Source organism: Paracandidimonas soli (assembly GCF_004342005.1).
In the GTDB taxonomy this organism is placed as follows: domain Bacteria; phylum Pseudomonadota; class Gammaproteobacteria; order Burkholderiales; family Burkholderiaceae_B; genus Paracandidimonas; species Paracandidimonas soli.
The window spans coordinates 25,231-42,707 of record NZ_SMBX01000003.1 but is presented as its reverse complement, the minus strand read 5'-3'; the positions used below and the strand labels follow the sequence as shown (position 1 = coordinate 42,707).

At 59.1% G+C, this 17,477-nt stretch carries 13 protein-coding genes; 5 read left to right on the top strand and 8 right to left on the bottom strand.

The features are described 5' to 3' along the window. Positions 1–1,680, bottom strand: a complete 1,680-nt coding sequence (locus tag EV686_RS07110) for a Mu transposase C-terminal domain-containing protein (protein ID WP_132475019.1) — start codon at positions 1,678–1,680, stop codon at positions 1–3. Between the two features lie 324 nt (positions 1,681–2,004). Here EV686_RS07110 and mobF point away from each other — a divergent pair, with 324 nt between their 5' ends. Both mobF and EV686_RS07100 read left to right on the top strand, forming a co-directional pair. After that, complete coding sequence (mobF, locus tag EV686_RS07105) at positions 2,005–4,902, top strand: MobF family relaxase (protein WP_132475017.1); 2,898 nt, start codon at positions 2,005–2,007, stop codon at positions 4,900–4,902. Positions 4,903–5,452: 550 nt separating this feature from the next. Further along, positions 5,453–6,127 (top strand): SOS response-associated peptidase, encoded by a 675-nt coding sequence (locus EV686_RS07100; protein ID WP_132475015.1) that lies wholly within the window; start codon positions 5,453–5,455, stop codon positions 6,125–6,127. Positions 6,128–6,243: 116 nt separating this feature from the next. Here the strand turns inward: EV686_RS07100 and ssb are convergent, their stop codons facing one another. The 5 genes from ssb to EV686_RS07075 all read right to left on the bottom strand — a co-directional run bounded on the left by ssb (position 6,244) and on the right by EV686_RS07075 (position 10,467). Beyond that, a complete protein-coding gene (ssb, locus tag EV686_RS07095; RefSeq protein WP_132475013.1) occupies positions 6,244–6,702 on the bottom strand; it encodes a single-stranded DNA-binding protein in 459 nt (152 codons plus the stop codon). Between the two features lie 66 nt (positions 6,703–6,768). Beyond that, positions 6,769–7,578, bottom strand: a complete 810-nt coding sequence (locus EV686_RS07090) for a DUF3560 domain-containing protein (protein WP_132475012.1) — start codon at positions 7,576–7,578, stop codon at positions 6,769–6,771. A 646-nt stretch (positions 7,579–8,224) separates the two neighbouring features. Beyond that, positions 8,225–9,535 carry an MFS transporter gene (locus tag EV686_RS07085; protein ID WP_132475010.1) on the bottom strand — a complete coding sequence of 437 codons (1,311 nt, stop codon included), beginning with the start codon at positions 9,533–9,535 and terminating at the stop codon, positions 8,225–8,227. 9 nt (positions 9,536–9,544) lie between these two features. Beyond that, complete coding sequence (locus tag EV686_RS07080) at positions 9,545–9,802, bottom strand: metal-sensing transcriptional repressor (RefSeq protein WP_132475008.1); 258 nt, start codon at positions 9,800–9,802, stop codon at positions 9,545–9,547. Between the two features lie 137 nt (positions 9,803–9,939). After that, positions 9,940–10,467, bottom strand: coding sequence for a JAB domain-containing protein (locus EV686_RS07075; protein WP_132475007.1), 528 nt, complete (start codon positions 10,465–10,467; stop codon positions 9,940–9,942). 597 nt (positions 10,468–11,064) lie between these two features. Between EV686_RS07075 and EV686_RS07070 the strand changes: the two genes are divergently transcribed. From EV686_RS07070 to EV686_RS07060, 3 genes are all read left to right on the top strand, one after another. Further along, positions 11,065–13,404: a heavy metal translocating P-type ATPase gene (locus EV686_RS07070; protein ID WP_132475005.1), complete on the top strand. Its 2,340-nt coding sequence runs from the start codon at positions 11,065–11,067 to the stop codon at positions 13,402–13,404. 154 nt (positions 13,405–13,558) lie between these two features. After that, positions 13,559–14,044, top strand: a complete 486-nt coding sequence (locus EV686_RS07065) for a hypothetical protein (protein WP_132475003.1) — start codon at positions 13,559–13,561, stop codon at positions 14,042–14,044. Positions 14,045–14,092: 48 nt separating this feature from the next. Further along, the gene (locus EV686_RS07060; protein WP_132475002.1) at positions 14,093–16,309 is read left to right on the top strand and encodes a DUF3141 domain-containing protein; all 2,217 of its coding nucleotides are present in this window, start codon (positions 14,093–14,095) and stop codon (positions 16,307–16,309) included. A gap of 155 nt (positions 16,310–16,464) precedes the next feature. Here the strand turns inward: EV686_RS07060 and EV686_RS07055 are convergent, their stop codons facing one another. Beyond that, positions 16,465–16,881, bottom strand: coding sequence for a DUF411 domain-containing protein (locus EV686_RS07055; RefSeq protein WP_132475000.1), 417 nt, complete (start codon positions 16,879–16,881; stop codon positions 16,465–16,467). A gap of 58 nt (positions 16,882–16,939) precedes the next feature. After that, complete coding sequence (locus tag EV686_RS07050) at positions 16,940–17,413, bottom strand: c-type cytochrome (protein ID WP_132474998.1); 474 nt, start codon at positions 17,411–17,413, stop codon at positions 16,940–16,942. Positions 17,414–17,477 lie beyond the last annotated feature (64 nt).

Below are 17,477 nucleotides of genomic sequence, written 5' to 3'. Positions count from 1 at the left end.
CTACCACTCCTCGATCTGATCGAACGGTTTGGCCGGCGGCAGGTTGTCTGCCTGCGGGTCAGCCATGTCCACATCCGGCGGTATGGGCTTGGCCGGTGGCTCCGACGTCTTGAGGTGCTGGCGGCGATCAGCGTCGCGCCGCGCCTTGCGCGTGGCCTTCTGGGCGGTGGTCACGATCTCGCGCATCTGCCCGATCATGCGGAACAGCGCCGACTCGTCCACCTGCTCGCGCCCGAGCTGACGCAATTTGGCCAGCGCCTGGCGTTGTTCCCAGAGGGTGACGGCCGGATGGGACAAGGTGCGGTAGTGGATCTCCAGATAGTGCTGACCTTCCGGTTCCAGTACCCAGATGCGGCTGATGTCGCGCGGATCGCGCCGGATCAGGAAGGCGGGCAAGCGCTCGCGCCGGGCAATCCACGGCTTGAGGGCGTCGGCGTAGTAGTGGATGTGGTCGATGACAAAGCCGGTGCGGGTCAGGGTGCGGCGGATCACCGGCAGGAAATCGACCAAAAACGCGGTGGGGCGGGTAACGACGGCCGGGACGCCAACGCGCTCCACGGCCTCGGCCCAGCGCGCGGCCGGCGGCTGGAGCAGGCCGTTGTGCACGGAGCCGTGATAGGTGCCTACCGCCAACGCGAGCCAGCGCTCCAGCTCGCGCAGCGTCAGGGTGGCCATCTTCTCGGAATCGTACTCGCCGCGCTGGCCGGGATTGGAGAAGGTCGTCCCCGGTAATTCGTCGTGGATCATCTGCATCGCCGTGCCGATGATCCGTTCCACGATGCCGCCGTAGTGCGGCTGGCCTGGTGGGCGATAGTCCAGCCGGATGCCATGCTGTTCGCAGCCACGGCGCAGCGCTTCGCTTTTGAACTCGGCCGCGTTGTCCAGATAGAGCAGCCTGGGCTTGCCGCTCATCGGCCAGTCCATTTCCACACTCAGCCCTTCCAGCCAGGGCCGCTTGTCGCAGGCGGCATGCGCGAGGCATAGGCCGACCGAGACGGCGGACGGCGCTTCCAGCGTGACCACCATGCCGAGTACGCAGCGCGTGAACACGTCGATGGCGAGGGTCAAATATGGGCGGCCAATCGGTTGCCGGTCGCGCTCGTCGACCACGATCAGGTCGATGACGGTGTGGTCGATCTGCACCTGTTCCAGCGGCATGGTGACTTCGGGCGGAATGCCACCCGCGCCTTGCAAGGGACGGGCAGCGTCCTGCCCGCCCCGGCTGCGGGCTATTTTCGCCGGGTGTAGTCCGGCAATCCGCTGGGCCACGGTGTTGCGCGCCGGCACCGGCAGCTTCTGGGTTTTGCACGCCTGCGCGACTTCGCGGTGGAACGCCGCCAGGCTGCGTTTCTGCTTGGTCAGGAAGCGCTTTTGCAGCAGCTCGCGGATGATGCGCTCGACCGGTTCCGGCAAGCGCCCCTTGCCTTTGCCGCCGCCGGATCGGCCGGGCGTCAGGTCTGTTACCAGGCCAGTACCCTGCCGGGCGCGACGGATCAGGACATATACCTGTCGCCGGGACAGGCCCAGCGCTTGGGCTGCCTCATCGGCGGCTTCATGCCCGACCACCTCAAGCGCTGCCAGTGGCCCGATGATTTCCGTCCGGTGCCGGGCTTGCGCCCATGCCTCGTCGGGCAGGGTGGCCACGCCTTGCGCGGCAATCGGTGGAGTGTCTGATGTCATGCCCAAACCTCGCTTTGGTGCACACGAGTATTGAGCATAGTCGAGATTGGTGCAGACGACTCCTGATATTGGGCTGTCAGGAGCCGTATGCACACCAGGCGTTACATCCAGTCAGATGGTGCGGTCGTCTTCTGAAAACGACAAACTGAGTCCCTTCAACCTGTTCAGAAAACCACCGTTTCACAGACACGTTAGATGCCGGCATTATCTACAGAGCCAGTAGATAAACTGAGTGTCAATTCACCTTCCTCTCCTTTCTAATCCAATACTGACGCTGGCTTTCCACCTGCCGACCAACCCCTCACTACCTCTCCCGGAGCCCCCATGATCTCGCACAGTCAGATCTACCGCGCTCGCGCGTCCCTTGCCACCCACTACTACGCCGACCAGGCTGACGATTACTACAGCCGCGACGGTGGTGCCGCAACTTGGCAAGGCGACGGCGCCCGGCGCCTGGGAGCCGTCGGTGAGATTGACCCTGCCCGCTTCAAAGCCATGTTGCAGGGCGACTTCGGCCGGAATGTGACGGCTGGCCGGTCGATCCGCAAGGATGCCAAGGCCCGTGCTGCGCTTGATCTGACCTTTGGTGCGCCCAAGAGCATCACGCTGCAGGCACTGATTGGCGGCGATGAACGCCTGATTCATGCCAACGATCAAGCGGTGACTGCTGCTCTGGCCTATGTCGAACAACATCTGACCATGGGTCGCCACAAGGAAAACGGCAAGTCGCGGGTGGAACAGACAGGCAATCTCATCATTGCCAAGTTCCGCCATGAAACCGCCCGCCCTACGGAAGACGCAGCCCCTGACCCTCACCTGCATGTTCACGCCCTGCTGATGAACCTGACTCAGCGCGCCGACGGCAACTGGGTGTCGCTCTCGAACGAGGCGATTTTCAAGCTGCTGCGGGTGACAGACTCCATCTATCAGGCTGAGCTGGAACGTAATGTCCGCGCCCTGGGGTATGCCGTTCGCCATGAAAAGAACCATATCGAACTGGCCCATATCACCCGTGAACAGATCGAGTTTTTCAGTAAGCGCAGCGCCGGCATCACGGCTGAACTGACGGCTCGCGGCACGCCCCGCGACAACGCCCCTCATGCGCTGCGCCAGGGTATCAATCTGGCACACCGCCAGGAGAAAACCCAGGTTTTCAGCCGCGCGGAACTGCATCAGCAGTGGCGGGAAGCGGCAGCAACCATCGGAATGCAGTTTGACCAAGCACGCCACGACGCTGAACGACAGGCACCAGAAGCACGGGAAATATCTGCCGATCTTGTCGCACAGGCTTCGCTGGACTGGGCCATCCAGCACTTGGCTGAACGCGAGTCCGTCATGCCCCTGGCCGATCTGCTGCACAGCGCCGTACGCCATGCCGGGGGCCATACCAACATCACAGCCATTCAGGCAGCCATCCAGGGCCGTGTCGCATCCGGTGCGCTGATCCAGGAAGCGCCGCACTACAGCAGCACACAGGACAAGAACGCCCAGCCCATGACCCGCGAAGGGTGGGCTGCTGAAGTCACTCGGCTGGCTGGATTGAACCAGGACACTGCCCTGCAGCTGGTTGATGACGCCATTGCCCAGGGCCGCCTGTTGATGGAAAGCCCACGCTACGCCACCCGCAAGGCCCATGAAGCCGAATCCAGGATACTGGCTGCTGAACAGACAGGCCGTGGTGCCTGGCAATCTACGATCAACGCCGCCGACGCTGAAAATGCTCTGGACACGCTTCTGACGCCCGGCCAGCGCGAAGCAGTCATGCTGATTACCACTGGCAGCGATCAAGTAGCAGGCATCCAGGGGCTCGCCGGTACGGGGAAATCCTTCGCCCTGCAAAACGCCCAAACCATTCTGCGTGAACAGGGTCACGCCATGACGGCCCTGGCTCCCTACGGGAACATGGTTCGCAACCTGCGCCAAGACGGCATTGCGGCCAACACCATTGCCTCCATCCTGGCCGCTGCCGACAAGCGCCCCTTCCTGGACTCCCTAGGACCGACATCAGTAGTGGTTATCGACGAAGCCGGGGTGGTACCGGTGCGACAGATGGACAAGCTGCTGGCCCTCATTCAGCCAACAGGCGCGAAGGTGGTGCTGCTGGGCGACACGGCCCAGACCAAGGCCATCGAGGCCGGCCGCGCCTTTGCCATGCTGCAGGAACAGGGAATGAAGACCGTCTTGATGGGCGACATCCAGCGCCAACGCTCGGCGCGGCTGCGCCAGGCGGTCGAACTCGCTGCCACAGGCCGGGCCAGTCACTCCTTGCCGCTGCTAAATACCATCCGCGTCATTCCAGATGAGTTCACCACCGACGAACATGGCAGGAAGACCCGCGACAGCTCAGCCCGTTATGAGGCCATCGCGAAGTCCTACACCGGACTGACGGCCACCGAACAGGCCAACACCATCGTCGTGACCGGCACCAACGCCTCAAGGAATGCAATCAATCAACGCATTCACGCCCTGCTTGGCCTGGAAGGCAAAGGCCGCCCGTGCCAATTGTTGGCCCGGCATGACACCACACGCGCCGAACGCAGTGTGGCCCGCTATTACACCGTGGGGGACATCGTGATTCCAGAGCGTGATTACAAGTGCGGCCTGAAACGCGGCGAACTCTACCGCGTGACCGGCAGCGCCCGCCATGACCGTATAAACGTCCTACCTTTCCACGCAGACCCAACAACCACGCAGCCCATAGAAATCATTCCCAAGACCATGAGCAAGCTGTCTGTCTATCATCTGAACGAGGCAGAATTGTCCGTAGCCGACCATGTCCGCATCACGCGCAACGATGCTCAACATGATCTGGTCAACGGGCAACTGGCGAAAGTCGTAGCCATCGACGCGGGCAGCGTCACCCTGGAAACCCAGGGCCGCCATGTCCAGCTACCCACAGACCGGCCCTTGAACATGGACTACGCCTATGCCACCACCGCGCACAGCGCTCAGGGGCTGACCTGCGACCGGGTGCTTTACAACGCCGAGAGCTTCAGCCGCACCACCGCCCAGGACACCTACTACGTCAGCATCTCGCGGGAACGGCATGAGGTGACGGTGTTCACCGACGATGCAGAGAAGCTGCCGGAAAGAGTGGACAGGCAGACTTACAAGGGACTGGCGCACGACCTGCAGCCTGCTGCCGCAAAGGTCTTTGGCCAGGATGAAAAGGAGCTGGCCGCATCGACTCTACCTGTCGAATCTGACCTTGAGGTAGATTGACGCAATTGTGCAGGCCGGTTGCAGGCAATGTGTAATTGGTGGGTAGTCCAGTTGCAGCCATGCTGCAGCTGGCATGCCCTCAGCAAGTCATGAGAGTGTATAAAGCCAGCCGTCGAGATGTAGTGGCACAACTGCGGAAAGAATTTATTCCACCGTCTACGCCCCGGAAGGCTACACCCGTGGCCTTTCCTTCCTCCTTCCAATCAACGGCTTATGCAATTCTGCAGCCCTGTTTGTCCTGCATCGGAGGTCACAACGCTTTCCCGCTAGGCATTTGAAAACACAACCCTTTTCCCACCCCGCTAGGGGTGCGTCATGTGTGGGACTTTTAAGGCCACAAATGAGCGAAGGCGAATTTGGGGACGGAAAGTCCCAGCCAGGCCGGGAACCGGGCTGGCATCGTCACCGGACAGGGTCCCAGGCGCTGCCTGGGAACTGTAGGGCACCAGCAGCGCAAGCTGCTCTGACATGCTCACCCAACAGCAAACCACCCGCAGATAACAGCAAGCCCGACATTGCACACCCGCAACAAACACGAGAGAATTTCTCCATGTGCAATCGCTACGTAACACCCGACCAGGCGGCTGTTGAACGCTACTGGCATGTCGGCCGCCAGAACCCACCGAGGCTCTGGGGGCCACTGGTGCATCCCCGGGGTATGGGGCCGTTTATTCGTGCAGGCGACCAGGGGCGGGAACTTGTCGTAGGCCAGTGGGCGCTGATTCCCCCATTCGCCAAGGATGCCAAATTACCCTATTCCACCAACAACGCACGCGCCGAAGAACTGGCGCAAAAGCCCACCTTTCGGCAAGCCTGGGCGCGGGGGCAGCGCTGCATCATTCCGGCGGAATCCTTCGATGAACCCTGTTGGGAAAGCGGCAGCAATGTGTGGTGGCGGTTCCGGCGCGCCGATGGTGCGCCCTGGGGGCTGGCCGGTTTGTGGAATACCTGGGTCAGCCGGGAAACCGGCGAAGTGGTAGAAAGCTACACCATGCTTACGCTGAACGCAGACGCTCACCCCCTGATGAGCAGAATGCACAAGCCTGATCCTTCCAGGCCTGTCGACGCGCAAGATAAGCGCTCGGTGATTCCGATTGAGCTGGCCGATGTCGATCAATGGCTGAACGGCAGCCAGGACGACGCGCAGGCGCTGTTTACTCTGCCGCCCGCTGCGGCATTCGATGCCATCCCGCTGGAACCGCCGCGACAGTCCAGCCTGATTTAATGATCTGTGTCGGTCAGCGCGAGGATTCCGGCGACACACGCAACTAGGCCCGGCAAAGCCGGGCCAGTCGCGGTTTTCGCCAGGCCGGTGTTACCCGGCCTGTGATGAACTGTCGATCAGAATGGAATATCTGATGGTTCGACTTCTTCAGGTGCTGCAGCGGGTGCCTTCGCCTTGCTGTTGCGGCCTTTCGGGTGGGCTGCCGGCGCAGCCTGTGCAGTGTCATCCTTGGCCGTTTCCCTGCCGCCCAACATCTGCATTTGGTCTGCGATGATTTCCGTGGTGTAGCGGTCTGTGCCGGTGTCGGTGTCCTGCCATTTTCGGGTTTTCAAGCGGCCTTCCACGAATACCGTGCGGCCTTTGCGCAGATACTCGCCTGCAATTTCAGCCAGTCGGCCATAGAAAACGACGCGGTGCCATTCGGTTTCCTCGCGGCGCTCGCCTGTGGCCTTGTCCTTCCATTGGTTGGTCGTGGCAATCGACACTGAGCACACGGCTGCACCTTCTGCGGTGTAGCGGACTTCGGGGTCTTTGCCAAGGTTGCCGATCAGAGTGGCGCGGTTCAATGATGCCATGATGACTTCTCCTTTGTGTCAGTCAGGGTAAAAACCTGGGCGACCTTTCGCCCAGGCGGGAAAGGCTTATTGCTGTCGCTGGGCGAGTTCCAAGGCGCGCATGAAATCCATCGCGGCCCATTGGGCGTTGCCGGTCAGTTGTCGCACCCAGGCACTGCGTGTCGGGCTCCAGCGGAAACCGTGGCGCTTGAGCAAGTCGCGGGTTTCCTTGGCCGGTTTGCCGTCAAACAGGAACATGGCGCGGTTTTCCTGCGGATCCTCGCGGTAGGTGTAGCCGTGGCCGCTGCGTTCAAACTCGGGCCGGTCGGCCACTTTCTCCAGGTCTTTGATACGCTGGGCAATGCGGCGAATGTTGGCGTTATTGTTCTGCAGTTGGTACGGGGCAAAACCGATACGGCCCATAAAGTCGGGTTTGATGAGTTCGCGGGCGCGGGTATCGTCCACCAGGCCAGTGGCTACCAGGGCGCTGATGCGGGTTTCCGGGTCGGCCTTGGCATGGCGGCGAAGAACCCCATTCAGTTTCTTCATGGCGTCCTGCCATGCCTGCAACGATGCCAGCTTTGCCTTCAGCTTTTCGATGGCGTCGGGATCATCGCTGGAAATGCCGCCCTTGCCTACTGCTGCGGCCTTGTCTGCGTAGTGTTCGGCCTTCTTCTGCAATTCAAAGGATTTTTCATAGCCCTGGTGAATGCGTTCCCGATACCGGCGGTCGCCACGTTCGGAGTGATGGCCCACAAGAATCGGCTGACCAAAGGGAATGGCCTGTGCCATGTCGTGCGCCTGGGCGTGTGCCGCGTCTGCCTGTCGTTCGGCCTGTGCGGCCTTGGCCTGATACCCTGCTTTCCGTGCTGCCTGCTTCGCTTCATAGGTGTTCATGGTCTGATCTCCAAATGAGGTTTCGGGTTTTCAGCTGACCGGATCCGAAGATTCTTGAGCCGGAACGTAAAACCGCCGTGTGGGGTTTACGCTGGCTCTCCGGTCTTGCCGCCGTCTTCCGTGAGTTCCGTCGCCGTGCCGATCTGGATCATGTAGCGCCGACCGGAAAGGGGCGAGAACGGAAGCCGCAGCCCGAAGCGAAGCGGAGGGACCGGGTGAGTACCCGGCGAAGCGAACCCCTTGTAGGGAGAAGCGCAGTGATACAGTCGGCGGTTTTGGCGACGGAACTCACGGAAGACGGAACAGCGGCCCGCCCGGGCGATGACCCCGCACGGCAGCCGCGCGGCGAGCGCCCACAGCCGCGCCCTGCGCGGCTCTTACTTGGGCCAATGGCCCAGGGCAAGCGCAGCGCGCAGCGCCGGCAGGCGCGGAGACGTGAGGGATGGAAGCCCGGAGGGGCAAGACGCCGCAGGCGGCTTGATGCGAAGCACGAGAGCCCGGCCCGCAGCCGTCAGGCGGAGGGACACGCGTGTGGACTATCGTTGAAATAGGGCCCACCCGCCCAGTCAGAAAACTAAGGCGCGGTCAGGTTCCCCGCTGCTGTGGCTTGTCTTTCTGTGTCAGGGGTATGAGCGGCGGACAGCACTTAAACCCGCGTCCAGTCCCGGTGCAGATCGTCAACGATTTGGGGGTGGCGATGCACACCTTGGTTTGTGTATTCGCGCAAATGAGGATGATCTGGTGGCAGATCCGGGTGATCGTGAGGGATGTCCGACGAATCACTAGCGGGCCAGAGCCGCAATGCCAGCCCCACTCCGGCGAGACCTATTAGCGACATGATGACGAAGGTTGACTGCAGTCCAAAGGCAACGCCAAAACGACCGGCCAAAGGATAGGCAATGAGCCAACATAGATGAGACAGCGCGAATTGCGCCGCAAAGACCGCAGGGCGATCCTCTGGATGTGCTGAGCGACGCAACAATCGACCGGAAGGTGTTTGCGCCGTGCTGTAGCCAAAGCCGACGACGACCCAGATCACCAGTAGACCAACATAGCTGGAAATCATCGCACCGGCTGCTGTTCCCAGCACCAGCATCGCCGCGCCCGCAATCATCACGGGTCGGTCCGCAAGCTTGCCAAGCAAACGAGGCAGTGCGAAGGCTGCAATCATTGAACCACCTCCGAAAGAGGCCAGCGCCCACGCAACCTCGGATTCACCCAGACCAAAGCGAGCCTTCACGATGACCACCGTATTCACAATCACCATTGACCCAGCAGCTGCCACTGCGAGGCTGATCGCCAACAGGCCCCGAAGGCGTGGCGTGGCCAGATAAATACGCGTGCCACGCGTGATGCGCTCCCAGATACCACGACGCGGGCCTGGAACAGTGGAGGGCAACCTCACGCTGACCACGAGCGCCGCGGAAACCAGGAAGCCGAGAACCGTTCCGGCAAACAGGTTGTGAAAACTGATGACCGTGAGCAGCGCGGCGGCCAGCATCGGGGACACCAAGCTTTCTAGATCGTAGGCCAGCCGCGAAAGAGACAGTGCCTTCGTGTATTCGTCTTCATCGGGGAGGATGTCCGGGATGGTGGCTTGAAAGGTCGGAGTAAAGCCTGCGGATGCCGCCTGCAAAACGAAGATCAACACATAGATTTGCCAGATTTCGCTGACAAAGGGCAGGCTCAGCGCAATAGAGGCTCGTATCAGATCTAGGGCGACAAGCAAAGACCGCCGCGGCAGCCGATCTGCGAACGCTTGCGCCACCGGAGCAACTCCGACATAGGCGAGCATCTTGATGGCGAGCGCAGTGCCGAGAACCACGCCCGCATCTGCACCGGCAAGGTCGTAGGCAAGCAGGCCCAACGCCACCGTCATCAGTCCGGTACCAACAAGGGCGATCACTTGAGCCGCGAACAAGTGGCGGTACGTGCGGTTCTTCAGGACAGAGAGCATCGGATGGCCTCAAAGCAGTTTGGTCAGCGCCTTCATTTCGGCCAGCACGGAGTCGTTGTCATGGGCAATGCAGTGATCGATATGATCGTGAATGAGAACGCGCTTTGCTGCCGTCACAGCGCTTTCTACCGCCGCGAGCTGACGGGCGATGTCGAGACACGAGTCGCCACCTTCAATCATCCCAATGACGTGCCGAAGATGCCCATCGGCACGTTTCAGGCGCTTCACGATATCGGGATGAGTAGAGTGCTTGCCCTCTGCTTTCATGCGGCAATTTTATCCCCCCTAGGGGGATACTACAAAGCAAATTTGCCGACGGTGTTGGCCAACCGCGGACCTTCCTGGTCAATTGCATTCGTGCCTATAAAAGGCAGGGCGGAACGCCCTGCCCGATTTTCTGACTCTCACATCTCCCCACGCTCGGCGAGCGAGATCGTTTCTATCGCGGTCACGATGACATGGTCCAGAAATCGCACATCAATCAAGGCCAGCGCTTTCTTGAGATGCTTTGTCAGATTCAGGTCGGCCATGCTCGGCTCGGACGAACCGGACGGATGGTTATGCGCCATGATCAACGCGGCAGCATTCAGCCTCAATGCCGTTTTCACGATCTCACGCGGATACACGCTCGCCTGATTGATCGTACCCAGGCCCTGCTCCATGTAGCGGATAGGCTTGAACTTGCTATCCAGATACAGGAAAGCCGCGCACTCATGCCCCAATCCGGCCAGCTTAGACTGGAAAAATTTGCGTACTTTCTGAGGGTTGTCCACTGGCTGTGACTGCGGCAACAGACTTTCTGCAGCCATGCGGCCCGCTGCAAGAATCATGTCATCGCTGGCCAGCTTATAGCGACCGCTAGGGCCCCGCACGTAGAGTGCAGGGGTAGCGTTCATGTTGTCATAGCTCAGCGCGGCGGTTTGGTGTTCCATGGTTGTTTTCTCCTTTCGGGGTTAACCGGCTACCGGGGCCGAAGATTCCGAGCCTTTTGTAGGTTTTGCGGTGACCGCAGTCCTACGTCTGGCCCGGAGTGCCACCGTTGCCGTGAGTTCGTCGCCTTGCCGCGCTGGATCAAGGAAGGACGACGGGAAAGGGGCTGGCACGCAAGCCGCAGCCTGAAGGAGAACGAAGAGAACCGGAGGGACCGGGTGAGTACCCGGCGAAGCGAACCCCTTGGATGAAGGAGTGGAGTGATACTGTCGGCGTTTTAGGCGGCGCACTCAGGGCAATGGCTGCCCTTGCCACATAGAAGGATTGTGGATACCGGCCGCGCGGCGAGCGCCTTTATCGCCCGCAGGCGATCCGAACTGCTGGATCGTTTTTTCCCGACCAATCGCCGAACGCCAAGTAGATCGCCCCGTGAGGTCTGACTCTGTACCGATTCAGATGACAAAAATGTAATGCGCGCGAAATGTAAATCGGCACGTAGACGTGGCATGATTGACAACAGTCGGGCGCCGACGCTACGGCCGTTTACTTGCTGTGGCGCGCCCTAACTGACGTTCTCTAAAGGATTGACGAACAGAGCCATGACACAGAAACAGCGTGATGGTCATCATAAGAATGATCAACGGAATCATCCAGGCGCCGAGGCTGCACTCACCGACCCAGTATGTGGGATGCATGTCACCAAAAACACTGAGCATCAATGGCAGCACGCCGACAGAACGTTTTATTTCTGCAGCGAAAACTGTCTTCAAAAGTTCAGTGCCGGGCCCGACAAATACCTGGGCTCAAAGAGCGACAGCGAATCAGCCCTGACCGAAGACGCCCCGGGCACAATATACACGTGCCCAATGCATCCCGAGATTCAACAGAATCACCCGGGAAGCTGTCCAAAGTGCGGCATGGCGCTCGAGCCTTTGATGCCGACCCTGGATGACGATAACCCCGAACTGGTAGATTTCTCGCGGCGCTTTTGGTGGACACTGCCGTTTACTGTCGTCGTCACAATCCTTGCGATGTTCGGCCCACGACTCGGCTGGTTCGACATAACAACACAAACCTGGGTCGAACTGGTGCTGTCCATTCCTGTGGTCCTGTGGGCGGGTCAGCCATTCTTCATCAGGGGATGGCAATCCGTCGTCAACCGCAGCCCCAACATGTGGACCTTGATCGGTCTAGGCACAGGAGCGGCATTCGTATATAGCACACTTGCGACCGTAGCCCCCGGCATTTTCCCTGAGACCTTTATGTCGATGGGCCGTGTCGACGTCTACTTCGAAGCCGCAGTCGTCATCATTTCCCTCACGCTGCTCGGCCAGGTTCTTGAACTTCGTGCCCGTTCACAGACTTCTGCTGCAATCAAGTCTCTACTTGGTTTAGCGCCTAAGACGGCCCGCCGAATCAACGCCGACGGAACCGAAGAAGACGTGCCTCTGACCCATGTCCATGAAGGCGACCGTCTGCGCGTGCGCCCTGGAGAAAAAGTCCCGGTGGACGGCGTGGTGGAAGACGGTTCCAGTTCCCTGGACGAGTCGATGCTAACTGGCGAACCTCTACCCGTCAGTAAACGGGCTGGCGACAAGGTTATTGGCGCAACCATGAACACATCGGGCGCTTTGGTGATACGCGCCGAAAAAGTCGGCTCTGCGACCGTGCTTTCGCAAATCGTTCAGCTTGTCGCACAGGCGCAGCGTTCCCGCGCACCGATGCAGAGAATGGCCGACCTTGTAGCGGGCTACTTCGTCATGGCGGTCGTTGCGATCGCCATCATCACTGTATTCGTATGGGGCATCTTCGGGCCTCAGCCGAGTTGGGTCTACGGCTTGATCAATGCCGTAGCGGTATTGATCATTGCATGCCCCTGTGCGCTCGGGCTTGCCACGCCCATGTCAGTGATGGTCGCAACCGGCCGGGGCGCCACGCAAGGTATTTTGTTCCGCGATGCGGCCGCAATCGAAAACTTGCGGAAGGTAGATACCCTTATCGTCGACAAAACCGGCACATTGACGGAGGGTCGCCCGGCGTTCGATAAAGCCGTTTCGGCCGGTGTAATGGAAGTGGACGAAGTCTTGCGCCTTGCTGCCAGCCTCGATCAAGGCAGCGAGCATCCCCTGGCTGACGCCATCGTCGACGCGGCTCGGGAACAAGGTCTGAGCCTGAGCCCAGTGAATAACTTTGAATCGGGCAGCGGTATAGGCGTCCGCGGCGAAGTTGACGGGAAGCGGCTGGCACTGGGTAATACAGCCCTAATGCAACAAGACGGTGTGGAGGTCACAACCTTGACCGAAACGGCCGAATCGTTCCGGGCCAGGGGCGCCAGCGTGATGTATCTGGCTGTCGACGGTCAAGTGGCCGGACTATTAGCCGTTTCCGACCCTATAAAGGCGAGCACACCGGAAGCCATGCAAGCGCTCAAAGAGGCGGGAATCCGCGTCATCATGGCGACCGGTGACGGCTTAACGACAGCCAAAGCTGTTGCCGAAATCCTGAACATTGACGAAGTGTATGGCGAAGTGAAGCCCGCCGATAAGCTCGATTTAGTGAGCAGATTGCAAGCTGAAGGCCGGGTCGTTGCGATGGCCGGTGACGGCATCAATGACGCGCCGGCATTGGCCAAAGCAGATGTCGGCATTGCCATGGGAACCGGCACCGACGTGGCCATGAACAGCGCACAGGTGACGCTGGTTAAGGGGGACTTGCGCAGCATATCCACCGCACAACATTTATCCAGGAAGACGGTAGCCAATATGAAGCAGAACCTTGGCTTCGCTTTCATTTACAACGCGCTGGGCGTGCCGTTGGCGGCCGGCGTCTTGTACCCCTTTTTGGGGCTCTTGCTCTCGCCCATGTTCGCCGCGCTGGCCATGAGCTTAAGCTCGGCATCCGTAGTATTCAACGCACTGAGACTGCGCAATTCAGTGTAGCCAAGCCGGCGCAGCTGCTCCTGATCTGACCGACGCTTGAATCCCGCGGACATTACTGTTTTGTAATGTCCGCGACATCATTTCGACAGCCCCCGCTCAGTATAGTGAAAGCAATGACCATGATCGTGGTCACTTGCAAGTAAGGAGCATCACCATGAGAAAGATCCGTTTAATCGCCTCCACCATTATTCTGAGTTCGGCTAGCGCCCTGTCGTTCGCTCAGACGACAGACGAGCATAACGCACACCACCCCGGAGGGACCGGCAACAACGAAACGTCAATTTCGGATAAATCATTAGCGGCAGACCCGGCGCTTCTGAAGCAAAAGATGGATACCCATATGAAGGCCATGAACACCTTTCATGAGAATCTTCAAAAAGCCACGCCAGACGAACGTCGCGCACTCATGTCCGAGCACCACGATTTGATGCAAGAAGGCATGAAGCTAATGGGCATGGCGTCCGCAGGAATGCAGGGTATGGGAATGATGGGAAGCATGCACTCTCAAACCGGAAAAGATCCATCCGCAGCGCCGCCAGGTGCACATCACGAGATGATGCTGAAACGGATGGACATGATGCAAGGCATGATGCAAATGATGATGGACAGAATGCCGGCGGCGGCCACTACAACCCCATAACCTTGGCGTTCTGATGACAACGACGCCGGCGCACGGGAGGGAACCAACATGAAGGCGGAAACACCGAACAGTTCACAGGGGAAAAGCCGCTACGAGGCGGGGCCAGAAGCCGATACACCCAAACTGCCACACTTGGCGGAGTATGCGGTTGACGCCTGGCAACGCAGTATCCTCTATGCAGACGTCATGCGCCAGCGCGGCAATCAATATGAAACGCACCGCGCCGAGCGGGTTCCGAATGTTCTGAACTTCCCTTCCGAAGTAGTGATATCCGGTAAAGACCTGCCTCGACCAGTGAACTATTGGCTGGTACGGATAGTGCCGCCGCACGACAAGCCTGCGGATCATATGAAACGACCTTTCGTGGTGATCGATCCTCGCGCTGGCCACGGCCCAGGCATTGGCGGCTTCAAAGTCGACAGCGAGATCGGCGTGGTTATCGATGCTGGCCACCCCTGCTATTTCATTGGTTTTCTGCCCGACCCCATAGAGGGGCAAACGATCGAAGACGTGATGCACGCGGAAGCAGCTTTCCTTGAAAAAGTGATTGAACTGCATCCGTGCCCTGAAGGTAAGCCAGCCGTCATTGGCAACTGCCAGGCCGGCTGGCAAATTCTGATGACTGCAGCCATGCGACCGGAACTGTTTGGCCCGATTATTGTCGCCGGTGCACCGCTTTCTTATTGGGCCGGATGGCGCGGTCGCGATCCCATGCGCTACACCGCCGGGCTGCTTGGTGGCAGCTGGTTAACTGCAATGACGAGCGACATGGGTGCCGGCCGCTTCGACGGCGCGTGGTTGGTGCAAAACTTCGAAAACCTGAACCCAGCCAATACGCTCTGGAACAAGCAACACCATCTGTATGCAAACATCGACACAGAGGCCCCCCGTTACCTGGATTTCGAAAAATATTGGGGCGGGTACGTCTACCTCAACGATGTGGAGATGCAATACATCGTTGATAATTTATTCATTGGCAATCGTCTCTCGATCGCCGAACTGCGCACCTCGGATGGCTCACGCATCGATCTACGCAACATTCGCTCGCCGATCGTAGTCTTCTGCTCGTACGGCGACAACATTACACCGCCGCCACAGGCCTTAGGTTGGATTACTGACTTGTACGGCGACGATGAAGACGTACTAACGCACGACCAAACCATTATCTATGCCACTCACGATAGCGTCGGCCATCTGGGCATCTTTGTGTCTGGAGCAGTCAGCCGCAAAGAACATCATAAATTTACCACCAATATTGACCTGATCGACGTGTTACCCGCGGGCATATATCGCGCAACGATTGCAGAGCCAGCGCAAAAAGATGGCGCGGTCCCGCTCGATAATTTTGAGCTATCGATCGAGCCTGCCGACGTGGCCCGCGTGCGCGACATTGTCCAGCCGGATCCAGAGAGCGACCGTCGCTTCAACGCTGTGGCGCAGCTCTCGAAGATTAATTTAGGACTGTACCGCCAGTTTCTGCAGCCATGGGTACGTCATACGTACACGCCGCAGGCGGCGCAGTGGTTACAGGCCATGCATCCGTTGAGGCTCTCTTACGAATGGTGGTCCGATCAAAACCCGTTGTCATCACACATCGCCGATACAGCAACTAAAGTTCGCAAGCAGCGTGTAGCGATTGACGACGACAATCCTTTTCTGCAGATGCAGGAAATTGGCTCGCAAGCCATTACGCAGGCCCTCGACCACTGGCGAGATGCGCGCGACTCGGCTTATGAACGAGCTTTTGAATGGATCTACGACTCGCCCTGGATGCGCATTATCACTGGACAGACAGGCAGCGACGAGCCAGCCCACGCGGGGCCTTGCACTGCACCTGATCATGATGCCTTGATCCAGCAGAAGATTACAGAGCTCCGTACCGAGATTGCCGAAGGAGGCGCGCTCGAGGCAGGAATCCGAGCCCTGATTTATATTCACCGCTTTTGTAGTTCTATTGATGAGCGGCGCGCGAACTTACTGCTCGAACTACACCAGCCCGACTGCCACCGTGGCTTTGACATGGCGTCTTTCCGCGACACAGTGCGCCGCCAAGCCAATATTATGCGGCTTGACGAAAAGGCCGCAATTGCGTCCCTGCCCCAGCTGCTGGCCCGTGACAACCCGGCCTGCATTCGGGAGATCGCTGACGGTGTCGCGCGTATGCGCGACTTTGGGCCGTTGTCGACTGCCGAAGAATCGAGTCTGTCTCAGATGTTGGGGATCTTCGATCATGCTGTCACTAGCCACGCTTTGAAGTTACCTTAAAGAACAGGTAAGAATCTACCCGCGCCTCCCGAGAGGCTCATCACAAAATGTCGTGATAACCGCGTCACATGCCTGCGCGGGTTGGGGCGAGGAAAGGCTATCCACATGATGCACGTACCGAGACATGATAGGAATATCACGACTCGGTACTACGGCTAGTCTTTTGAAAAGGGCGTCCCTTCGAAATCGACCGTCACCAGCTTTCCATTTAACTTGCCCATCCCGGGGGAATTCACTGGCATGCCAGGGGCCGCCACGCCCTTCACCGAAGCGTCTGCCAGGAGCTTGTTAACCGCATTGGCCGGCACGTGTCCCTCAATGATTTGCCCCGTACTCTCGACCACGCCTGTATGGCAGGATCCCAGCTTCGCGGGTACACCCAGCTTCTGTTTGATCGACGTCATATCAGTCGTCTTGATCGCTTTAACCTCAAAACCAGACTCCCGCATATGATCCACCCACCCGGAACAGCATCCACAGTATGGATCCTGATACACCGTAATAGCGGTATCGGCGGCATGGGCCAATGAAGAGGCGGCCATCAGAGTAGCCGCGACAACCAACATTCTCATAATTCACTCCTGATAAGTGGTCGGATCCGACCACTCGTAAATATCCTCTTGAACTCCCTCAGCCCTGGGTTCGCACAGTCACTTCTTTTTGCGCCTCCAGCACCTTGGGCGGCCAGCTGCTCTTTATATACGCCAGCACCGCGATAATTTCCTCATCAGTCAGGATATCGCGATAGGCTGGCATATCGGTCTCGTAGCCCCGTGGCGCTGTGCGCCCCGGAACCAGGCTATTTTTCACCATGTCGATTAGCATTGCATCGGGGTGGTGCCACGTGTGGCCGGTCTTATCGTGCGGCGGCGCGGGCAACCGACCATTCGCCAACCGCTGGCGCCAGTTCGGTTGCCCTTGCAGTTCGGCGCCATGGCAGGATGCGCAATTGTTTGCGTATATCGCTTTGCCCTGCATCACAAGGGTTTGATCAGCAGGGTCGATAAACACAGGCCCCGATTGTTTCATCGCCTTGTAAAGGGCTGCGGCGGAACCCAATAAAACGATTGCCGCTGCGCCAAAGACTAATTTCTTGCGTGACATTGCTTCATGACTAGCTTAGCTGACCGTTATCTCTCGGAACATCCCAGCATCTGTGTGCGCTGGG